Origin of the sequence: Micromonospora sp. NBC_00421, assembly GCF_036017915.1 — a bacterium.
Taxonomy (GTDB): Bacteria; Actinomycetota; Actinomycetes; order Mycobacteriales; family Micromonosporaceae; genus Micromonospora.
In genome coordinates, this window is record NZ_CP107929.1 from 4,522,966 (window position 1) to 4,538,045 (window position 15,080).

General features: G+C 72.3%; 18 protein-coding genes and 1 tRNA gene. 9 read left to right on the top strand and 10 right to left on the bottom strand.

Annotation, left to right across the window (positions count from 1 at the left end; all coding sequences use genetic code 11):
- Position 1: 1 nt before the first annotated feature.
- Positions 2 to 163 (top strand): hypothetical protein, encoded by a 162-nt coding sequence (locus OHQ87_RS18820; RefSeq protein WP_328339581.1) that lies wholly within the window; start codon positions 2 to 4, stop codon positions 161 to 163.
- Positions 164 to 248: 85 nt separating this feature from the next.
- Complete coding sequence (locus OHQ87_RS18825; protein ID WP_328339583.1) at positions 249 to 2,336, top strand: hypothetical protein; 2,088 nt, start codon at positions 249 to 251, stop codon at positions 2,334 to 2,336.
- 514 nt (positions 2,337 to 2,850) lie between these two features.
- On the opposite strand, the gene OHQ87_RS18830 is transcribed toward OHQ87_RS18825, so the two are convergent.
- The gene (locus OHQ87_RS18830) at positions 2,851 to 3,036 is read right to left on the bottom strand and encodes a hypothetical protein (RefSeq protein WP_328339584.1); all 186 of its coding nucleotides are present in this window, start codon (positions 3,034 to 3,036) and stop codon (positions 2,851 to 2,853) included.
- Positions 3,033 to 3,200 (bottom strand): hypothetical protein, encoded by a 168-nt coding sequence (locus tag OHQ87_RS18835; protein WP_328339585.1) that lies wholly within the window; start codon positions 3,198 to 3,200, stop codon positions 3,033 to 3,035. Before OHQ87_RS18835 ends, OHQ87_RS18830 begins: the two co-directional genes overlap by 4 nt.
- Positions 3,201 to 3,414: 214 nt before the next feature.
- On the opposite strand from OHQ87_RS18835, the gene OHQ87_RS18840 reads away from it, so the two are divergent.
- The 3 genes from OHQ87_RS18840 to OHQ87_RS18850 all read left to right on the top strand — a co-directional run bounded on the left by OHQ87_RS18840 (position 3,415) and on the right by OHQ87_RS18850 (position 4,837).
- Positions 3,415 to 3,633 (top strand): winged helix-turn-helix domain-containing protein, encoded by a 219-nt coding sequence (locus tag OHQ87_RS18840; RefSeq protein WP_328339587.1) that lies wholly within the window; start codon positions 3,415 to 3,417, stop codon positions 3,631 to 3,633.
- Between the two features lie 66 nt (positions 3,634 to 3,699).
- A complete protein-coding gene (locus OHQ87_RS18845; RefSeq protein ID WP_328339589.1) occupies positions 3,700 to 4,104 on the top strand; it encodes a GntR family transcriptional regulator in 405 nt (134 codons plus the stop codon).
- A gap of 382 nt (positions 4,105 to 4,486) precedes the next feature.
- Positions 4,487 to 4,837 (top strand): hypothetical protein, encoded by a 351-nt coding sequence (locus tag OHQ87_RS18850; protein WP_328339591.1) that lies wholly within the window; start codon positions 4,487 to 4,489, stop codon positions 4,835 to 4,837.
- Positions 4,838 to 4,919: 82 nt separating this feature from the next.
- Here OHQ87_RS18850 and OHQ87_RS18855 read toward each other — a convergent pair.
- Positions 4,920 to 4,992, bottom strand: a tRNA-His gene (locus OHQ87_RS18855).
- A gap of 100 nt (positions 4,993 to 5,092) precedes the next feature.
- Positions 5,093 to 5,683 (bottom strand): oligoribonuclease, encoded by a 591-nt coding sequence (orn, locus tag OHQ87_RS18860; protein ID WP_328339593.1) that lies wholly within the window; start codon positions 5,681 to 5,683, stop codon positions 5,093 to 5,095.
- Positions 5,684 to 5,756: 73 nt separating this feature from the next.
- On the opposite strand from orn, the gene OHQ87_RS18865 reads away from it, so the two are divergent.
- Positions 5,757 to 7,037 carry a glycosyltransferase family 87 protein gene (locus tag OHQ87_RS18865; protein ID WP_328339595.1) on the top strand — a complete coding sequence of 427 codons (1,281 nt, stop codon included), beginning with the start codon at positions 5,757 to 5,759 and terminating at the stop codon, positions 7,035 to 7,037.
- A gap of 172 nt (positions 7,038 to 7,209) precedes the next feature.
- Here OHQ87_RS18865 and OHQ87_RS18870 read toward each other — a convergent pair whose 3' ends face one another.
- A complete protein-coding gene (locus OHQ87_RS18870; protein ID WP_328339597.1) occupies positions 7,210 to 7,941 on the bottom strand; it encodes a YcnI family copper-binding membrane protein in 732 nt (243 codons plus the stop codon).
- Positions 7,942 to 7,957: 16 nt separating this feature from the next.
- A complete protein-coding gene (locus tag OHQ87_RS18875) occupies positions 7,958 to 9,613 on the bottom strand; it encodes a copper resistance CopC/CopD family protein (RefSeq protein WP_328339599.1) in 1,656 nt (551 codons plus the stop codon).
- Positions 9,614 to 9,956: 343 nt separating this feature from the next.
- Between OHQ87_RS18875 and OHQ87_RS18880 the strand changes: the two genes are divergently transcribed.
- The 3 genes from OHQ87_RS18880 to OHQ87_RS18890 are packed head-to-tail and all read left to right on the top strand — an operon-like array spanning position 9,957 to position 12,335.
- The gene (locus OHQ87_RS18880; protein WP_328339601.1) at positions 9,957 to 10,481 is read left to right on the top strand and encodes a MauE/DoxX family redox-associated membrane protein; all 525 of its coding nucleotides are present in this window, start codon (positions 9,957 to 9,959) and stop codon (positions 10,479 to 10,481) included.
- Complete coding sequence (locus OHQ87_RS18885) at positions 10,474 to 11,190, top strand: thioredoxin domain-containing protein (protein WP_328339603.1); 717 nt, start codon at positions 10,474 to 10,476, stop codon at positions 11,188 to 11,190. The genes OHQ87_RS18880 and OHQ87_RS18885 overlap by 8 nt, the downstream gene beginning before the upstream one ends.
- Positions 11,187 to 12,335: a hypothetical protein gene (locus tag OHQ87_RS18890; protein WP_328339605.1), complete on the top strand. Its 1,149-nt coding sequence runs from the start codon at positions 11,187 to 11,189 to the stop codon at positions 12,333 to 12,335. The genes OHQ87_RS18885 and OHQ87_RS18890 overlap by 4 nt, the downstream gene beginning before the upstream one ends.
- Here OHQ87_RS18890 and OHQ87_RS18895 read toward each other — a convergent pair.
- Genes OHQ87_RS18895 through OHQ87_RS18910 form a run of 4 tightly spaced genes read right to left on the bottom strand, consistent with a single transcriptional unit; the run spans position 12,262 to position 14,970 of the window.
- Positions 12,262 to 13,026 (bottom strand): energy-coupling factor ABC transporter ATP-binding protein, encoded by a 765-nt coding sequence (locus OHQ87_RS18895; RefSeq protein ID WP_328339607.1) that lies wholly within the window; start codon positions 13,024 to 13,026, stop codon positions 12,262 to 12,264. The two genes, OHQ87_RS18890 and OHQ87_RS18895, sit on opposite strands and share 74 nt — an antisense overlap.
- Positions 13,023 to 13,793 (bottom strand): cobalt ECF transporter T component CbiQ, encoded by a 771-nt coding sequence (cbiQ, locus tag OHQ87_RS18900; protein ID WP_328339609.1) that lies wholly within the window; start codon positions 13,791 to 13,793, stop codon positions 13,023 to 13,025. The genes OHQ87_RS18895 and cbiQ overlap by 4 nt, the downstream gene beginning before the upstream one ends.
- Positions 13,794 to 13,807: 14 nt before the next feature.
- On the bottom strand, positions 13,808 to 14,254 hold the full coding sequence (locus OHQ87_RS18905) for a PDGLE domain-containing protein (protein WP_328339610.1): 447 nt from the start codon (positions 14,252 to 14,254) through the stop codon (positions 13,808 to 13,810).
- A complete protein-coding gene (locus OHQ87_RS18910) occupies positions 14,251 to 14,970 on the bottom strand; it encodes an energy-coupling factor ABC transporter permease (protein WP_328339612.1) in 720 nt (239 codons plus the stop codon). Before OHQ87_RS18910 ends, OHQ87_RS18905 begins: the two co-directional genes overlap by 4 nt.
- Positions 14,971 to 15,080 lie beyond the last annotated feature (110 nt).

Genomic DNA, 15,080 nt, shown 5'->3' on the forward strand with positions numbered 1-15,080 from the left:
CATGCCGAAGCAGACCGACATCCGACGCCTGGAGCGGGACCTGATCACCGCGAAGGGCGACCCGCAGAAGCACGCCGCGGTGCGCGACCAGATCCGGGCCGCCGGCCTGCCGCACCTCGCCGACGAGCTGGACCGCATCGCCGCCACCGACCCGCAGGACTGACCGATTCGCGGTGCCCGGCCACCAGCGTCCAGCCCGGCCGGGCACCGCATCCCCACCCAGCAGCACCAGCCGCAAGGAGAGCACCATGACCGACACCGCAGCACCCCTGGGGGAGGTACTCCCGTTCCCCCGCCAGCCCAGCATCGAGGCGGCCCCGACGGCGCCCGCGTCGCAGCCCACCCGCCCAGACCTGGTTGAGGGCGACGTCTACGCGCAGACGCCCGAAGGCGAGTGGGGTCCGGTGCTGCCCGACTGGGCGAAGTCCCGCATCGCCCTCGGCGGCCAGGTCCGCGCCGTCGGCCGGCGACTGTCGTACCGCTCCAGGTGGCACCTCGCACGCTCCCCGAAGTATGGGGTGCGGGTGGTGTTCCGCACGGTGCGCGGCGCCGGGCGGGGCGCGTACCGGTTCGGCCGGTGGATCACCGCCGGGGAGTACGCGAAGGTCATCGAGGACGCCACCCTGAACGCTCAGTGGACCGACGTCCGCGACAACACCCTGGAGCGCGGGAAAGTCGCCGTACGGCGAGTCAAGCGGCTCGGCTACAGCAGCGCCGGTGGAGCCTTCGCCCTCACCATCACCACCGTCTTCGTCGGCCACGAGGTGCTCTACGGTCTCGGCGTGGTCCTCACCGCCGCCGCTACAGCCGCCGGATGGAAGGGGACTTCCGGCCCGGCGATCCTCGACTCGCCGCACCCGGACGCCACCCAGGACCTGAACATGCAGATCCTCAACGAGGCGTTTCGGGCCGCCGGGCTACTCAAGGGCGAGGTTGAGCTGCGCCGGGTCGCCCCGATCATGCGCGATGGGCGCGGCTGGGCTGCTGTGATCGACATGCCCCGAGGTGGGGGCAAGACGGCCGCCGACGCCATCGGCAAGCGCGACGTGCTCGCCGCCGAGCTGGGCGTCGACGAGATTCAGGTCCTGATGGGTCGGGTCCGCGCCAACTCCGGCGGGCACGCCGGCCGGCTGAAGATCTGGGTGGCCGACGACGACCCGTACCTTGGGCCGAACACCCCGTCGCCGCTGGCCAAGGCCGACCAGTGGAGCATCTGGGATCCGATCCCGTTCGGCCGCGACGCCCGCGGTGAGCGCGTCGAACTGTCCCTGCTGGAGCACAGCCTGTTCTTCGGTGGTCTGCCCGGTCGGGGTAAGTCGTCGGCCCAGCGCATCCCCAGCGCGGCCGGGATGCTCGACCCGTCGGTGCGGCACATGGTGGCCGACGGGAAGGGCGGCGCGGACTGGCGGGCCATGCGGGCCGTTGCGTACCGCCTGGTCCTCGGTGCCGAACCGGACGCCCTGGAGGCGTTCCTGGACATGCTCGGCGAAATCCTCGCCGACATGGAACGCCGGTTCGCGATCCTCGGGTCGCTGCCACCGAGCATCTGCCCGGACGGCAAGCTGACCCCACACATCAGCGCCAAGTACAAGCTGCCCGTCACCATGGTGACCGTCGACGAGCTGCAAGAGTTCCTGACCGCCATGGACAAGGACGACCGGGAGGAGGCGGTCAACCGGATGGCGCGGATCGTGCGGCGCGGTCGGGCCGCCGGCTACATCCCGAACTTCGCCAGCCAGCGACCCGACGCCGAGTCGGTGCCGACGAAGCTGCGGGAGGTCATCGACTACCGGTTCTGCACCCAGGTCACCGATAAGCCCAGCTCCGACATGGTCCTCGGCAAGGGCAAGGCCGCCATGGGCGCTGACGCATCGGTGCTGGAGGAGTACCACAAGGGCGTCGGGGTGCTTCTGACTGGCCCCGGCTCGTACGTGACGGTGCGCTGCGACTACATCGACATGCCAGGCTTCCTGGAGATCGGCCAGCGGGGGCGTGAGCTGCGGCAGGCTGCCGGGACGCTGGAGGGTGACGCCGCCAGTGACGTGCTGGAGGCTGCCGACGACGCCGGGTATCGGGTGCCGCGGATCCTCGCCGACGTCCTGGACGTGATGCGGCACAGCGACCGAATGCACACGAGCGACGTGTTGGCCGGGCTGGTCAACGTCGATGAGGAGATGTACGGCTCGTACTCACCGGACCAGTTGGCCATCGAGCTGGCGGAGGCCGGCGTGAAGCGGTCCACGACGCAGGTGAAGATCGGCAGCGTCAACCGGAACGGCTGGTACAAGTCGGACCTGCTGGGTGCATTGCCGGTGGACTTTCTCAGCCAGCCGTAGACCCCACCCCTCTACGATTCGTCTTTTTTGCCCCCATCCGGCCTTCCCTCTACCGGGGGGCCGGATGGGGCGGAAAGTAGACCACCCCTCTACCAGAGTAGGTAGAGGGGTAGGGCGCTCTGACCTGCGCTGTAGGCCCCGGTAGAGGGATCGGCGCGGCAATCGACCCAACCCCCTTGAAACCCTCGTCTGGAGGCCCCCATGCACGTCCTGTCGTCCGGCCCTCTGCCCCCTGGCACAGGGTCGGTAGTCCTGGTCGTTATCGGACTCACCGCCTTGTACATGGCCGAGTGCATGATCTGGCCGAACGGCCGCTGCACCCGCTGTAAGGGGGGCGGGATCCACATGGGCCCTGACGAGCAGCACTGGCGCGACTGCCGGGCCTGCGAGGGCAGCGGCAAGCGTCGCCGGCTCGGGCGCCGCCTGATCGCCCTGATGGGCCGCCGACGCACCTGACCCCTTGACGCAGGGCAGCCCCCGACCGTGCTGGTCGGGGGCTGCCGCGCGTCCAGGGTCAGGGAGTCGGCACCGTCGGGCGCGGCCGGTGCAGCTGGTCGTGCGTCAGCAGCTGCCCGAACGCCTCGGCCCGCTCCCAGCACCGGCGCGGCGTGCGGCAGACCGGGCAGAGGCCGCCCCGCTGCCGGTGCTCGTCCATCACCCGCCACCACCCGGCGACCTGCTCGTCGCTGGGCCCGGTCACCGCTGCCACCACCCGGCAATGCCGGCGGCCATCAGCACCAGGACCACGGCGGCGATCACCCAGCCGGGCCAGCGGGACGGGACGGGCGCCCGGGGCGGTCGGGGGATCTGGTCGCCGTCGGGGCAGCGCCCACCGGGCCAGGTGTGCCGGTGCGGGTCGGTCATGGTGCCTCCAGCCGGTGGTGCGGCGAGGTGCCGGGCCGAGGTGGCACGGGGGTCCACCCGGCCCGGCTGGGGGCCAACCCGGCGCCAACCAGGGACGGCCCACCGGTCAACCTAGGTCACTGTGTGACCACTACGCAATGACAGACCGAGGTTACCGGCGCGTCGTGGTCTACTGGCCAGGCCAACCAGGGACCGGACCATCCGGAGATCCACCATGCCCATCCCCATGTCCTCACGACAGATCGCCGACGACCTGACCGCCCGCATCCGCACCGGCGAGTACCCGCCAGGTGCCAAGCTGCCCGCGCTGCGGGAGCTGGCCGACCTGTACTCAGTCAGCGTGTCCACCATCCAGCGGGCGCTGGAGCTGACCCGAGACCGGGGGCTGACGGTGGGCCGGGCCGGCGCCGGGGTGTACGTGGCCGACGAGTAGAGCGCCGCGAACGTTCGAACGTTGCGCGGGGCGAACGTCCACCTGGCCGCTCCTAGCGTCCGCCCTGTGATCAGCCCGCACACCCGGGTGCCCGTCGCCCACCAGCTCGCCGCAGTGCTGCGCACCGGCATCCTGGACGGCACCTACCCTGCGGGTGGGCTGCTGCCCAGCGAGACGCGCCTGAGTCAGGAGCACGGGGTGGGCCGGGGCACGGTGCGACGGGCCGTCGCCGAGCTGCGCGCTGAGGGCCTGGTCGACGCGGCGTCGGGTCGGGGCACACGCGTGCGGGAGGTGGCCGAGCGGGAGATCGTCTCGGTGCCCCGGGGCGCACTGGTCAGCGCGCGGATGCCGACCCCGGCTGAGCGCGAAGAGCTGGACATCCCGGAGGGCGTGCCGGTGCTGATGGTCACGATGGGCGGCCGGCTGCGCGGGGTGTACCCGTCGGACCGGGTGACGCTGCGACCCCGGTAGCGCTCCCATGGTTGGCGATCATGGCGCGGCTGTCCGACCCGTCCGGCTGGTCACGATGTGCGTATCGTGTCGTCGCGGATCTGACACCTAAGCGCCCGCCATGCGGTGATACGTCCGGAACGCCATAGGTAATTGCCTATGCGCAACTACGGGCCGGTTGTCGTCCCCACACGCCCCGTGCATAGCCGCTGGTCGCTGACCCGCCAAACAGCGGATACGTCCCACGCGTGGGCGACCCATCTCGTACAGTGGTTCGATCCCCGGCCGGTCGACCTGCATCAATCCCGTTACGCAGTCCCGACCACCGGACCAGCACCAGCCACCTGCCCACCGGCCGGACCGCACCCGACCTTCGATCCCTCCCCCGTCTCACCGATCGGAGATGCTCATGCACCGCCTCGGCGCCACCGCCGCTATCACCACCGCCCTGTTACTGCTCGCCGGCATCGTCGCCTACGCCGTCACCACCACCGACCCGGTCCTGCCGGAGCTGATCGCCGCCGCGACCACCGACCTGGTGCTCTGGATGATCGCCGGCAACCTGATCACTGCGCGCCCGAGCGGGCCTGGAGGCGGGGTCGACGCCGCGAGCAACGACGAAGCCCTGCGCGAGGAGGTCGCCCAGCTGGTCGCGGAGGAGTTGGGGAACCGTCAGTCCGTGCTCTCGCAGGGATACGCGGAGGGGTACGTCGATGGGATCGCCCGCCGGCAGGAGGGGACCGCGCGGAACTGAGTTCCCCTACCTCTCCCCTACAACGACTCAGGCCCCCTCCGATGAGGGGGCCTGAGCTGCGGTGGAGAAGATCCACCAAACGGGTGACTGATGGGAATTGAACCCACGACAACCGGGACCACAACCCGGTGCTCTGCCAACTGAGCTACAGCCACCATGCCTTCCGCGTCGGTCTCCCGGGCGGGTGCGGACTAATAATAGCCACACCCGGCCGGGGCCCGTCCACCGGGTTGCGCCCCCGGCGCGCGGACCGGGCTAGAGCTGCGCGGCGATCGCCCTGGCCGTCTCCACGTCCGGGCCCGGCAGCGGCACGAACAGGGTGCGCCGGTAGTACTCCAACTCCCGGATGCTCTCCCGGACGTCGGCGAGTGCCCGGTGCGCCAGCCCCTTCTGCGGCTGACCGAAGTACACCCGCGGGTACCAGCGCCGGCACAACTCCTTGATCGACGACACGTCGATCATGCGGTAGTGCAGGTGGGCGTCGAGGCGGGTCATGTCCCGGGCGATGAAGCCGCGGTCGGTGGCGATCGAGTTGCCGCACAGCGGCGCGGTACGCGGGTCCTTCACGTGGCTGGTGACGTACTCCAGGACCATGTCCTCGGCCTCGGCGAGGGTCACCGTGGAGCGGCGTACCTCCTCGGTGAGGCCGGACTTGGCGTGCATGGTGCGGACGATCTCCGGCATCGCCTCCAGGGCCGCCTCGTCGGCGTGGATGACCACGTCCACACCCTCCCCCAACACGTTGAGGTCGGGGTCGGTGACCAACGCGGCGACCTCGATCAGCTTGTCGCTGCCGAGGTCGAGCCCGGTCATCTCACAGTCGATCCAGACGAGAAGGTCAGCCACCGGGACAGACTACGCGCAGCCCAGGTCCCCGCGCCTCGGCACCGTCGCGGGGTGGGACCGCTAGGGTTTCCCCGTGCCCGCCGAATCCGTCGCTTCCACCGTCACCGCCCCGGAGGACCAGCGAAGCCGTACGGTCCGCCGGGTCGTCACGGTGTTGGCGCTGGCCGCCGTGCTGCCGGCGCTCTACCTGCCGGGCCTGGTGCACGACTTCTTCGACCTGAAGATCTACATGCGGGCGATGGACTGGTGGGCGTCGGGGCATCCGCTCTACGACTACGTGCAGCCCGACCGGGTGCAGGGTGAGCTCTATTTCACGTACCCACCGTTCAGCGCGCTGCTGCTGCGGCCGTTCGGGGTGCTGCCGCTGGGCCTGACCATCGTCGTCTTCACCGCGCTGACCTGCGTCGGTGTCGTAGTCACCACCAGGTGGCTGGTGCTGCCGGTGATCGACCGGCACGGTCTGCACCGGACGTTCGCGCTCACCGTGGCGGTGCTGCTGGTCTTCGCGGTGGAGAGCACCCGGGAGACGATCACCTTCGGTCAGATCAACATGCTGCTGGTGGTGCTGATCCTGGCCGACCTGCTCTTCGCCGTACCGCAGGCACGACGCTGGGCCGGGGTGGGCATCGGGCTGGCCACGGCACTCAAGCTCTTTCCGGGCATCTTCATCGTCTACCTGCTGGTGACCCGGCGGTGGCGGGCGGCAGTGGTGGCAAGTGTCACCGCGGCGGCGGCGACGCTGCTGGCCGCGGCGGTGGCGCCCCGCGACTCGTGGCGGTTCTGGACCCACGAACTGTGGGCCACCGACCGGGTCGGGCGTACCGACTACACAGGCAACCAGTCGCTGTTCGGCCTGCTCAGCCGGATCGACGCCCCGGAGGAACCGAACCGGCTGCTCTGGGGAGTCCTGGTCGTCGCCATTCTCGGGTACGGGTTGCACCGGGCGGCCCGGGCCGCCCGGGCCGGCGACTGGTTGACCGGCCTCACCCTCACCGGGCTGATCGGCGGGCTGGTCAGCCCGATCACCTGGACCCACCACATCTACTGGTTCGTTCCGGCGGTGGTGGTGCTGGTGGACGCCGCGCTCGACGCGGACCGGAAGACCGAGGCGGGGGCGCGGCGTCGCCGTCGGTTGCTCACCCTGGCCACCGGCACCGGCCTGGTCATCGTGTACGGGGTGGTCTCGTTCCACGATTGGGGGGTGGCACCCGCCCGGACGGACACCCCCTGGGAGTTCCTGCTCCGCAACGCGTACGTGCTGCTGGCACTGCTGTTGCTGGTGCTGCTCCCGGTCCGCCGGGAACCACTCCCGACCCACCGGGCGAGCGAAACAAAGGGACAGACGACACCTTGACCGACTTTCCACGCTAATCTGGTATCAGCCGGTCACGGCTCACCGCGCACCGATCCCCCGGTGAGACGGCCCTCCGCGTCGGCAGCGCGGAGGGCCGTCACCGCGTCCGGCCACCGGAAAGGCGGTACCGGCCCGCCGGACGGATCCGACGGGCCGGTAGTGGCAGCGCAGGTCAGGACTTCGGCGTCGACTCCCGCCGGGTCCGGGCGAAGGCCAGCCCGCCGAGGGCCAACCCGCCGAGCCCGGCCAGCAGACCGGCGACGCCCAGCACGATCGCCGTCGAACCCGAGTCGTCGTCATCGTCGTCGTCCTTCGCCGCCGGCGCGGCGGCCGCCGGAGCCGCCGAAGGAGACCCGGCCGCCGCCGTCAGGGTCAGCACCGGCGCCGGGTTCTCCGGCTCCTCCGCACCCGGCGTGGGCTCCTCGATCCAGCGCGACACGTTGCCGTCGGAGTAGGTCTGGAGCGTCTTGAGGACCATCTTGTCCACCTGCGGCAGCGGACCCAACGAGATCGGGAACTCCTGGAACTCGCCCGGCTTGACGCCCCCACCGGCGGCGGCCGTCCAGGTCAGCTTGGACACCGCCTCGGTGAGCTGGCTGCCGTGCACCTCGATTGGCGGGTCGACCTTGCGCTTCTCCACCGCCACCGTCCACCCCGGCACCGGCATCGTGGAGACCGAACCGACCGGGGCGTTCTCCGGCAGGTTCACCTCGATCTTCACGGTGGAGGCGGTGTCGCTCTCGTTGGGCACCCGCAGGGCGAACCGGCCGTAGCCACCCTGGGTCGCCTCCTTCGGGTTGACCGTGACGTGCGCGGCGGCCGGCCCGGCGAAGCCGAGCAGCGTGGCGGCGACGGCGGTGAGAGTGAGCGCGGCGGCGGATGCGGTGCGCCGGAGACGGATCATCTGGGACGGGCCCTTCTTACTTGATCGGCACGGTGGCGGTCACCGTGGCCTGGTCGATGTCGGACGTACGGACGGTGAAGCGCAGCTGCCACTCCCCCGCCGACGGGAAGCTGAACTCCCCTGTCGCGTGGTTGTCGGTGAGCCGCAGCATCGGAATGTCGATCGGTTCCACCCCGGCCGAGGGCAGCGCGGCGGTGGCCTTCCACTCGACCACCGGCTGCGGCCGGTTGTCAGGCGTGTAGGCGTACAGGTGCATCGAGTTGTTGCCCCGCTCGGCCGGGTCCAGCTCCACCTGGAGCGAGTAGATCGGGCTGGTCAGCGTGGTCGAGTAGTAGCCGCTCTGCGCGCCCGCCCCACCGTCCACGGCGGTCCGGGCCGGCGGGGTCTGCACCAGGACCGCGGTGACCCCCAGGATCACCGCGGTGACCGCCAACTCCACCCAGACCGCGCGCCGCACCGGCATCGGCCGGGCCGCCGCGGTCCGTCGCCGCACCAACTGCCGGGAGTACGCGGCCACCCCCACCACCAGCGCGAACAGCCCGATCTTGGCGAGCAGCAACCGGCCGTACGTGGTGCCGGTGAGGGCCTGGAGGGTGGCCACCTCGATCAGCCCCTGCACGACACCGGCCAGCAGCAGGGCCGCCACCGCCAGCGCCGCCCAGCGGGACCAGATCGGCAGGATCGCCCCCAGCTCCCGCTCGTCGGCACGGCGCAGCAGGAACCCGGCAAGCATCACCAGGCCGCCCAGCCAGACCGCCATGCTGCCCAGGTGCACCGCGTCGACGAGCACCGAGACCGCCGGTGCCGGGGAGGCCGCCGGGTGCCCGGCCAGCGGCCAGGTGAACAGCCCGGCCACCCCGAGCCCGGTCAGGATGAACCCGTCGGTACGCCCCACCGGCCCCCGGGTCAGCGGCCGGAGCAGGAACACCGCGGCCGCCAGCAGGCCCAGCCGGATCAGGTGCGCGGTGCCGTACCCGCTGCCCAGCACCTCGGCCAGCCCTTCCCCGGTGACGTCGAACAACCCGCCACCGGCGGTGTACGGCACCTGCAACCACACCTCGGCCACGGTCGCGGCGGCGAGCAGCCCGGTGCCGGCCCACAACAGCCGGGCCGGCCCCTTCCGGGACAGCCGCAGCGGCCAGAGCGCGGCCAGCACCAGCGTCGGACCCACCACCAGCAGCAGGCCCGCGTACCCCAGATATCTGGCCACCTTCACGCCCACGCCGACCACCGGGTCGGCCCGGCTGTCCGAGCCGGAGTCGGTGGGTGGCGCCGACGGCGCCCCCACCGAGTAGGTGAACGCACCGGAGACCGGGTGGCTGTCGGCGGAGATCACCCGGTAACTGACCAGGTAGGTGCCCTGCGGCCCGGCCGGGTCCACCCCGATGGTCACCACCGACCCCTCGAACCGGGGCTCGCCGCGGTCCGCGCGGGAGCCGTCCGGGGCGATGACCCGCACCTTGTCGGGGACCTTGCGGACCGACTCGGAGAAGGTCAGCACCACCTCCGACGGGGCGCTCGGCACCACGGCCGAAGCCACCGGACTACTGCTGGAGAGCACGGCGTGGGCGCTCGCCGGCCCGGCCGGGGCGAGCAGCAGGGCGACGAGGGTGACCAGCAGGCCGGCAGCGGCGCCCATCCGGGCGAGCCAGCGACGATCGACTGCGTTCATCCCGCCATGCTCGCTGACCGGGGCGCGGTGCGCCCACCCGGCCACCCCGGGACGGCACGGGGCGACCACGGCGGCGAGGGCGCCTGCCGTAGGTGGTGGCACGTCATGAGCAGGTAGTCGGATGGCAGGAGGAAAAAGTTCCCGACGTGAGCGGGACCATGCAAAGGGCCGAAGGACCCTGCCCGCCACAGCCACGCCGCGTAGCCTGGCTTGTCGTGATCCCCGCTCACCGCGCCCCCGCCGCGACCGTCCGCCACGGCTCGCCGACCGCCCCCACCCGGTCCCGGCCGGCCCGCCGGGGGTCGGCCCGGCCAGGGAACCCGAGGACCGGACGGTACGACCAATGGGCGTGACCGCAGCGCGTACCCCGGCCGGACGCTGGCCGGTCGTCCGGCCCTGGCTCGGCGTCGCCGTCCGGCTCGGCCTGGCCGCCGTCTGGCTGTTCGCCGGTGGGGCCAAGGTCGGTGACCTGGCCGCCTCCGGGCGGGCCGTCAACGCCTACCAGGTGATGCCGTACGAGGTGGCGACGGCGGTCGGCGCCGCGCTGCCCTTCGTGGAACTGGCACTGGGCCTGCTGCTGCTCGTCGGGTTGGCGACCCGGCTGAGCGCCGGGATCTCCGCCGCTCTGCTGCTCGTCTTCATCGCCGGCATCGCCTCGGCCTGGGCCCGGGGCCTGGCCATCGACTGCGGGTGCTTCGGCAGTGGCGGGCAGCTCGCCGCCGGCCAGGCCCCGAGCTACCTCCCGGAGATCCTCCGGGACCTGGGATTTCTGGCGTTGGCCGGATTCCTGCTGATCTGGCCCCGCACCCCGTTCTCGGTGGACGGCTGGCTCGCGGGCGACCCACCCGTGGAGGACGACGATGAGTAGTCGCAAGGGACGCAACGAGGCCGCGCGGGTGGTCCGCGAACAGCTCGCCCGGGAGAAGCGCCGCAAACGGACCCTCTGGACGTCCGTCGGCGCGGTGGTGCTGCTGGTGATCGCCGGCCTGATCGGGTGGAGCGTCTACTCCGGCCAGAAGTCGGACACCTTCACCGCCCCGCCCGGGGCCAACGACGCCGGCACCGGCATCGTGCTCGGGACCGGGCCGGTCACCATCGACCTGTACGAGGACTACCTCTGCCCGGCCTGCAAGCAGTTCCAGCAGACCAGCGGCGAGACCGTCGACCAGCTCGTCTCCTCGGGCAAGGCCAGGGTGGTCTTCCACCCGGTCGCCTACCTCAACCGGTTCTCCACCACCGAATACTCGACCCGCGCCTCGGCCGCGTCGGGCTGCGCGGCCAAGGGTGGCAAGTTCAAGGAGTTCACCGACGCGCTCTTCGCCCAGCAGCCCGCCGAGGGCAGTGCCGGGCTGAGCAACGACCAGCTGATCGACATCGGCGCGGGCGTCGGGTTGGCCAAGGACGACTTCGGTTCCTGCGTCAGGGACGGGACGTACAAGGCGTGGACCGAGCACGTCACCGACGACGCCAGCAAGGCAGGGGTCACCGGCACCCCGACCATCAAGGTGAACGGCACCGCCGTGGAGGACCGCAGCCCGGCCGGCATCACCGCAGCCGTGGAGGCGGCCGGCAAGTGACCCCGGCACCCCTGCGGCGGGCCGTCCTGCTGGTCACCGCCGCACTGCTCGGCCTGCTCGGCACCGCCGCACCGGCGTACGCCCACGGGGCGGACGCCCCCGACGGCACCGACTACCGCACCATCGTGACCGGGATCACCCCTGCCCGGCCGGGGCTGACCGTCCGGGCCGTCGAGGCGGGCGCCCGACTGGAACTGGTCAACCACACCGGCCGGGACGTCGAGGTGACCGGTTACTCCGGTGAGCCGTACCTGCGGGTCGGGCCGGGCGGGGCGTACGAGAACGCCCGCTCCCCCGCCACCTACCTGAACCGCACCCTGGCCGGGGACACCGCGCTGCCCGCCACCGCCGACCCGGCCGCCGCACCGCAGTGGCGCAGGATCAGCGACGACCAGCGGGTCCGCTGGCACGACCAGCGCGCCCTGTGGCGGGAGTCCGGAGTGCCGGCCCAGGTGGCCGCCGACCCGGGCCGGGAACACCGGGTCCGCGAGTGGACCGTGCCGCTGCGCGCCGGCGACGAACCGGTGGAGCTGCACGGCACGCTCGACTGGGTGCCGCCGCCGGACCCGTACCCGTGGTGGGTGGCCGCCACCCTCGGTGCCCTGCTGGTCGGCGCGGCGGGGCTGCTGCCGGCCGGTACCGGGGCGGGCAGTCGGGCGCTGCGCGGTGTCGGCGCGGTGCTCGCCCTCGGTGGTGCCGCCGCCGTCTCCCTGGTGCTTGGCCGCGAGCTGGACGCCGGCGCGCAGGGCGTCGGCGGGGTGCTGCTCGGGCTGCTCGCCGGGCAGCTCTGGCCGCTGCTGACCGGGCTGGGCGCGATGGCGGCCGGCGGCTGGGCGCTGGCCCGACGACCCGCCGCCGACTTCGTGCTCGCGCTGGCCGGCGCGTGCCTGACCCTCTTCGTCGGCGTCGCCAACCTGACAGTGCTGTCCCGCGCGGTCGCCCCGGTGCCCTGGTCGGGCGGCACCGCCCGGGTGCTGCTCACCGGGGTGCTGATCGGCGGGGTGGGCGCGGTCGGGGCCGGTCTGCTCCGGCTGCACGCCGCCGCCCGCGCCGCCACCCCAGCCGGCGGGATCAACGCAGACGCTGCGGCTGGAAGCCGTGGGGCAGTTCCAGGCGGTGCCGGGCCAGCAGGGCCGAGTCGGTGAGCAGGTCGACGGTGGGGGCGTCGGCGACGATCCGCCCGGCGTCCAGGATGACCGCCCGTTCGCACAGCTCCGCCGCGTAGGGCAGGTCGTGGGTGACCATCAGCAGGGTCACCGGCAGGGCGCGCAGGATCTCGGCGAGCTCGCGGCGGGCCGCCGGGTCCAGGTTGGACGACGGCTCGTCGAGGACCAGGATCTCCGGGCGCATCGCCAACACGGTGGCCACCGCCACCCGGCGACGTTGCCCGAACGACAGGTGGTGCGGGGCCCGGTCCCGGTGCTCGGCCATCCCCACCGCGGTCAACGCCTCGTCCACCCGGGTGGCCAGCTCGGCACCGCGCAGCCCCAGGTTCGCCGGGCCGAACGCCACGTCCTCGGCCACCGTGGGCAGGAAGAGCTGATCGTCCGGGTCCTGGAAGACGATGCCCACCCGGCGACGGATCTCGGCCAGCGTGTCCCGGTCCCGGGACACCGTCAGCCCGCCCACGCTCACCACCCCCTCGGTCGGGGTGAGGATGCCGTTGAGGTGCAGCACCAGCGTGGTCTTGCCGGCGCCGTTCGGGCCGAGCAGGGCCACCCGCTCGCCGCGCGGCACGGCCAGGTCCACCCCGGCCAGGGCGACGTGGCCGTCCGGGTACGCGTACCGGACGCCACGCACGTCCAGGGAGACAGCGGTCTGCACGTACCCGATCATGTCAGGACGACGGCGGTCGCGGCGATGGCCACCGCCACGACCGGCACGGTGGCCGCCGCCACCCACTGCCCGGCGGTCGCCGCGCCGGCACCCTGCCAGACCGCCGGCATCCGCCCGGTGTAACCCCGGGAGAGCATCGCCAGGTAGACCCGCTCGCCCCGTTCGAAGGCCCGCAGGAACAGCGCGCCCACCCCGGCGGCGAAGCCGCGCAACTGCCACAGGAAGCGCGGGTCGTCACCCCGGGAGACCCGGGCCACCCGCATCCGGCGGGCCTCACCGACCAGCACGTCGAGATAGCGCAGCATGAACGTGGCGATCTGGGTGATGATCTGCGGGCAGCGCAGCCGGTCCAGGCCGACGATCAGGTCCCGGGTGGTGGTCGTCGCGGCCAGCAGCAGCGACGCGAGCACCCCCAGGGTGCCCTTGGCGACGATGTTCCACGCCCCGTGCAGGCCGTCCACCGACAGGCTCAGCCCGGCGAACCCGGTGCGCTCACCGGCCCCGAGGAACGGCAGGGCGACGGCGAAGAGCACGAACGGCAGCTCGATCGTGGCCCGCAACAACAGCCAGCGCGGGCCCACCCGGGCCAGCACGGCGACGACGGCGACCAGCACGGCGTACCCGCCGAAGGCCCAGAACGCCTCGCGCGGGGTGGCCACCACGGCCAGGGTGAACAGCACCATCGCGGCGATCTTCACCTCTGGGGGCAGCCGGTGCACCCGGGAGGGGGTGTCCCGGTAGAGCACGTGCGCGTGTCCGGCACCCACGTCGTACCGCCCGGTCAGCCGGCGGTGCCGGCTGCGGGCTGCCGGTCGTCGGCGGAGTGCTGGCCGTCGGTGTCGACGGACCGGCGGCCGTCGGCGTCGACGGACCGCCCGTCGCCGGTGTCGGCCGGGCCGCGGCGGCGCAGCAACCAGAAGACGCCGCCGCCGACGGCGAAGGTGAGCAGCACCCCGACCACCCCGGACAGGCCGGTGGAGAGGAAGCCGTTGTCCACGCCCCGGATGCCGTAGTCGGCGAGCGGGCTGTCGGCCAACTCGTGGTCCTTGGACTGCTGGGCCGGGCAGGAACCGCCGGTGATCTCGTCGTCGGCGTTCACCGTGCAGCCCTTGAGCAGTGACGAGTCCAGGCCGTCCGGGTGCGACGAGGCGTAGTTGCTGACCACTCCGGCCAGCACCAGGGCGACAAGCAGACCGACCGCCACGAAACCCCAGGAACGCTTCCTCACCGGACACCTCCGACAGCCGGAACGGGCACCGGCGCGGTCGCCGGCTTCAGCGCGCGCAACGCGTACACCAGGTCGGGCCGGACCTTGGCGACGGTGGCGACGGTGGTCGCGGTGATCAGCCCCTCACCGATGCCGATCAGCAGGTGCACGCCGGCCATCGTGCCGGCCAGGCCGGTCAGGTTGCCGCCCAGGTCGGTGGTGCCGCCGAGCCAGTACTGGACGACGAACCCCTGGGACGCGACCACCACGCTGACCAGCGCCGAGACGAACGCGGTCACCGCCAGGCCGGTGGGGGTGCGGGGCAGCACCCGCAGCAGGCCGGCGATCAGCAGGTACGCCGCCGCGGTGCCGAGCAGCGCCATGTTGGTGATGTTCAGGCCGAGCATGGCGACGCCGCCGTCGCCGAAGACCAGGGCCTGCACGATCAGCACCACCGACACGCAGAGCGCGCCGACCCACGGGCCGACCAGCAGCGCGGCGAGCGCGCCGCCGAGCAGGTGACCGGAGACCCCGGCCGTGAAGATCGGGAAGTTGAGCATCTGCACGGCGAAGATGAACGCGGCGACCAGGCCGGCCATCGGCGCCAACCGGTCGTCCAGGTCGCGCCGGCCGCGCAGCACGCAGAAGGTCAGGGCGGCCAGCGCGACGGCCGCGAAGACGCCCGCGACGGGACCGTTGATGATCCCGTTCGAGATGTGCATCGCCAGAGTTTCCACGTGACCTCCCAGTCGGCCGGCGGGCTCAGCCTATTTCCCGAAGACTGTTGTTGCCAAGATGCGGCAACAAGGCATGGCCTTGCTCACCGCCGGCGGGGCTGGGCTGGGGC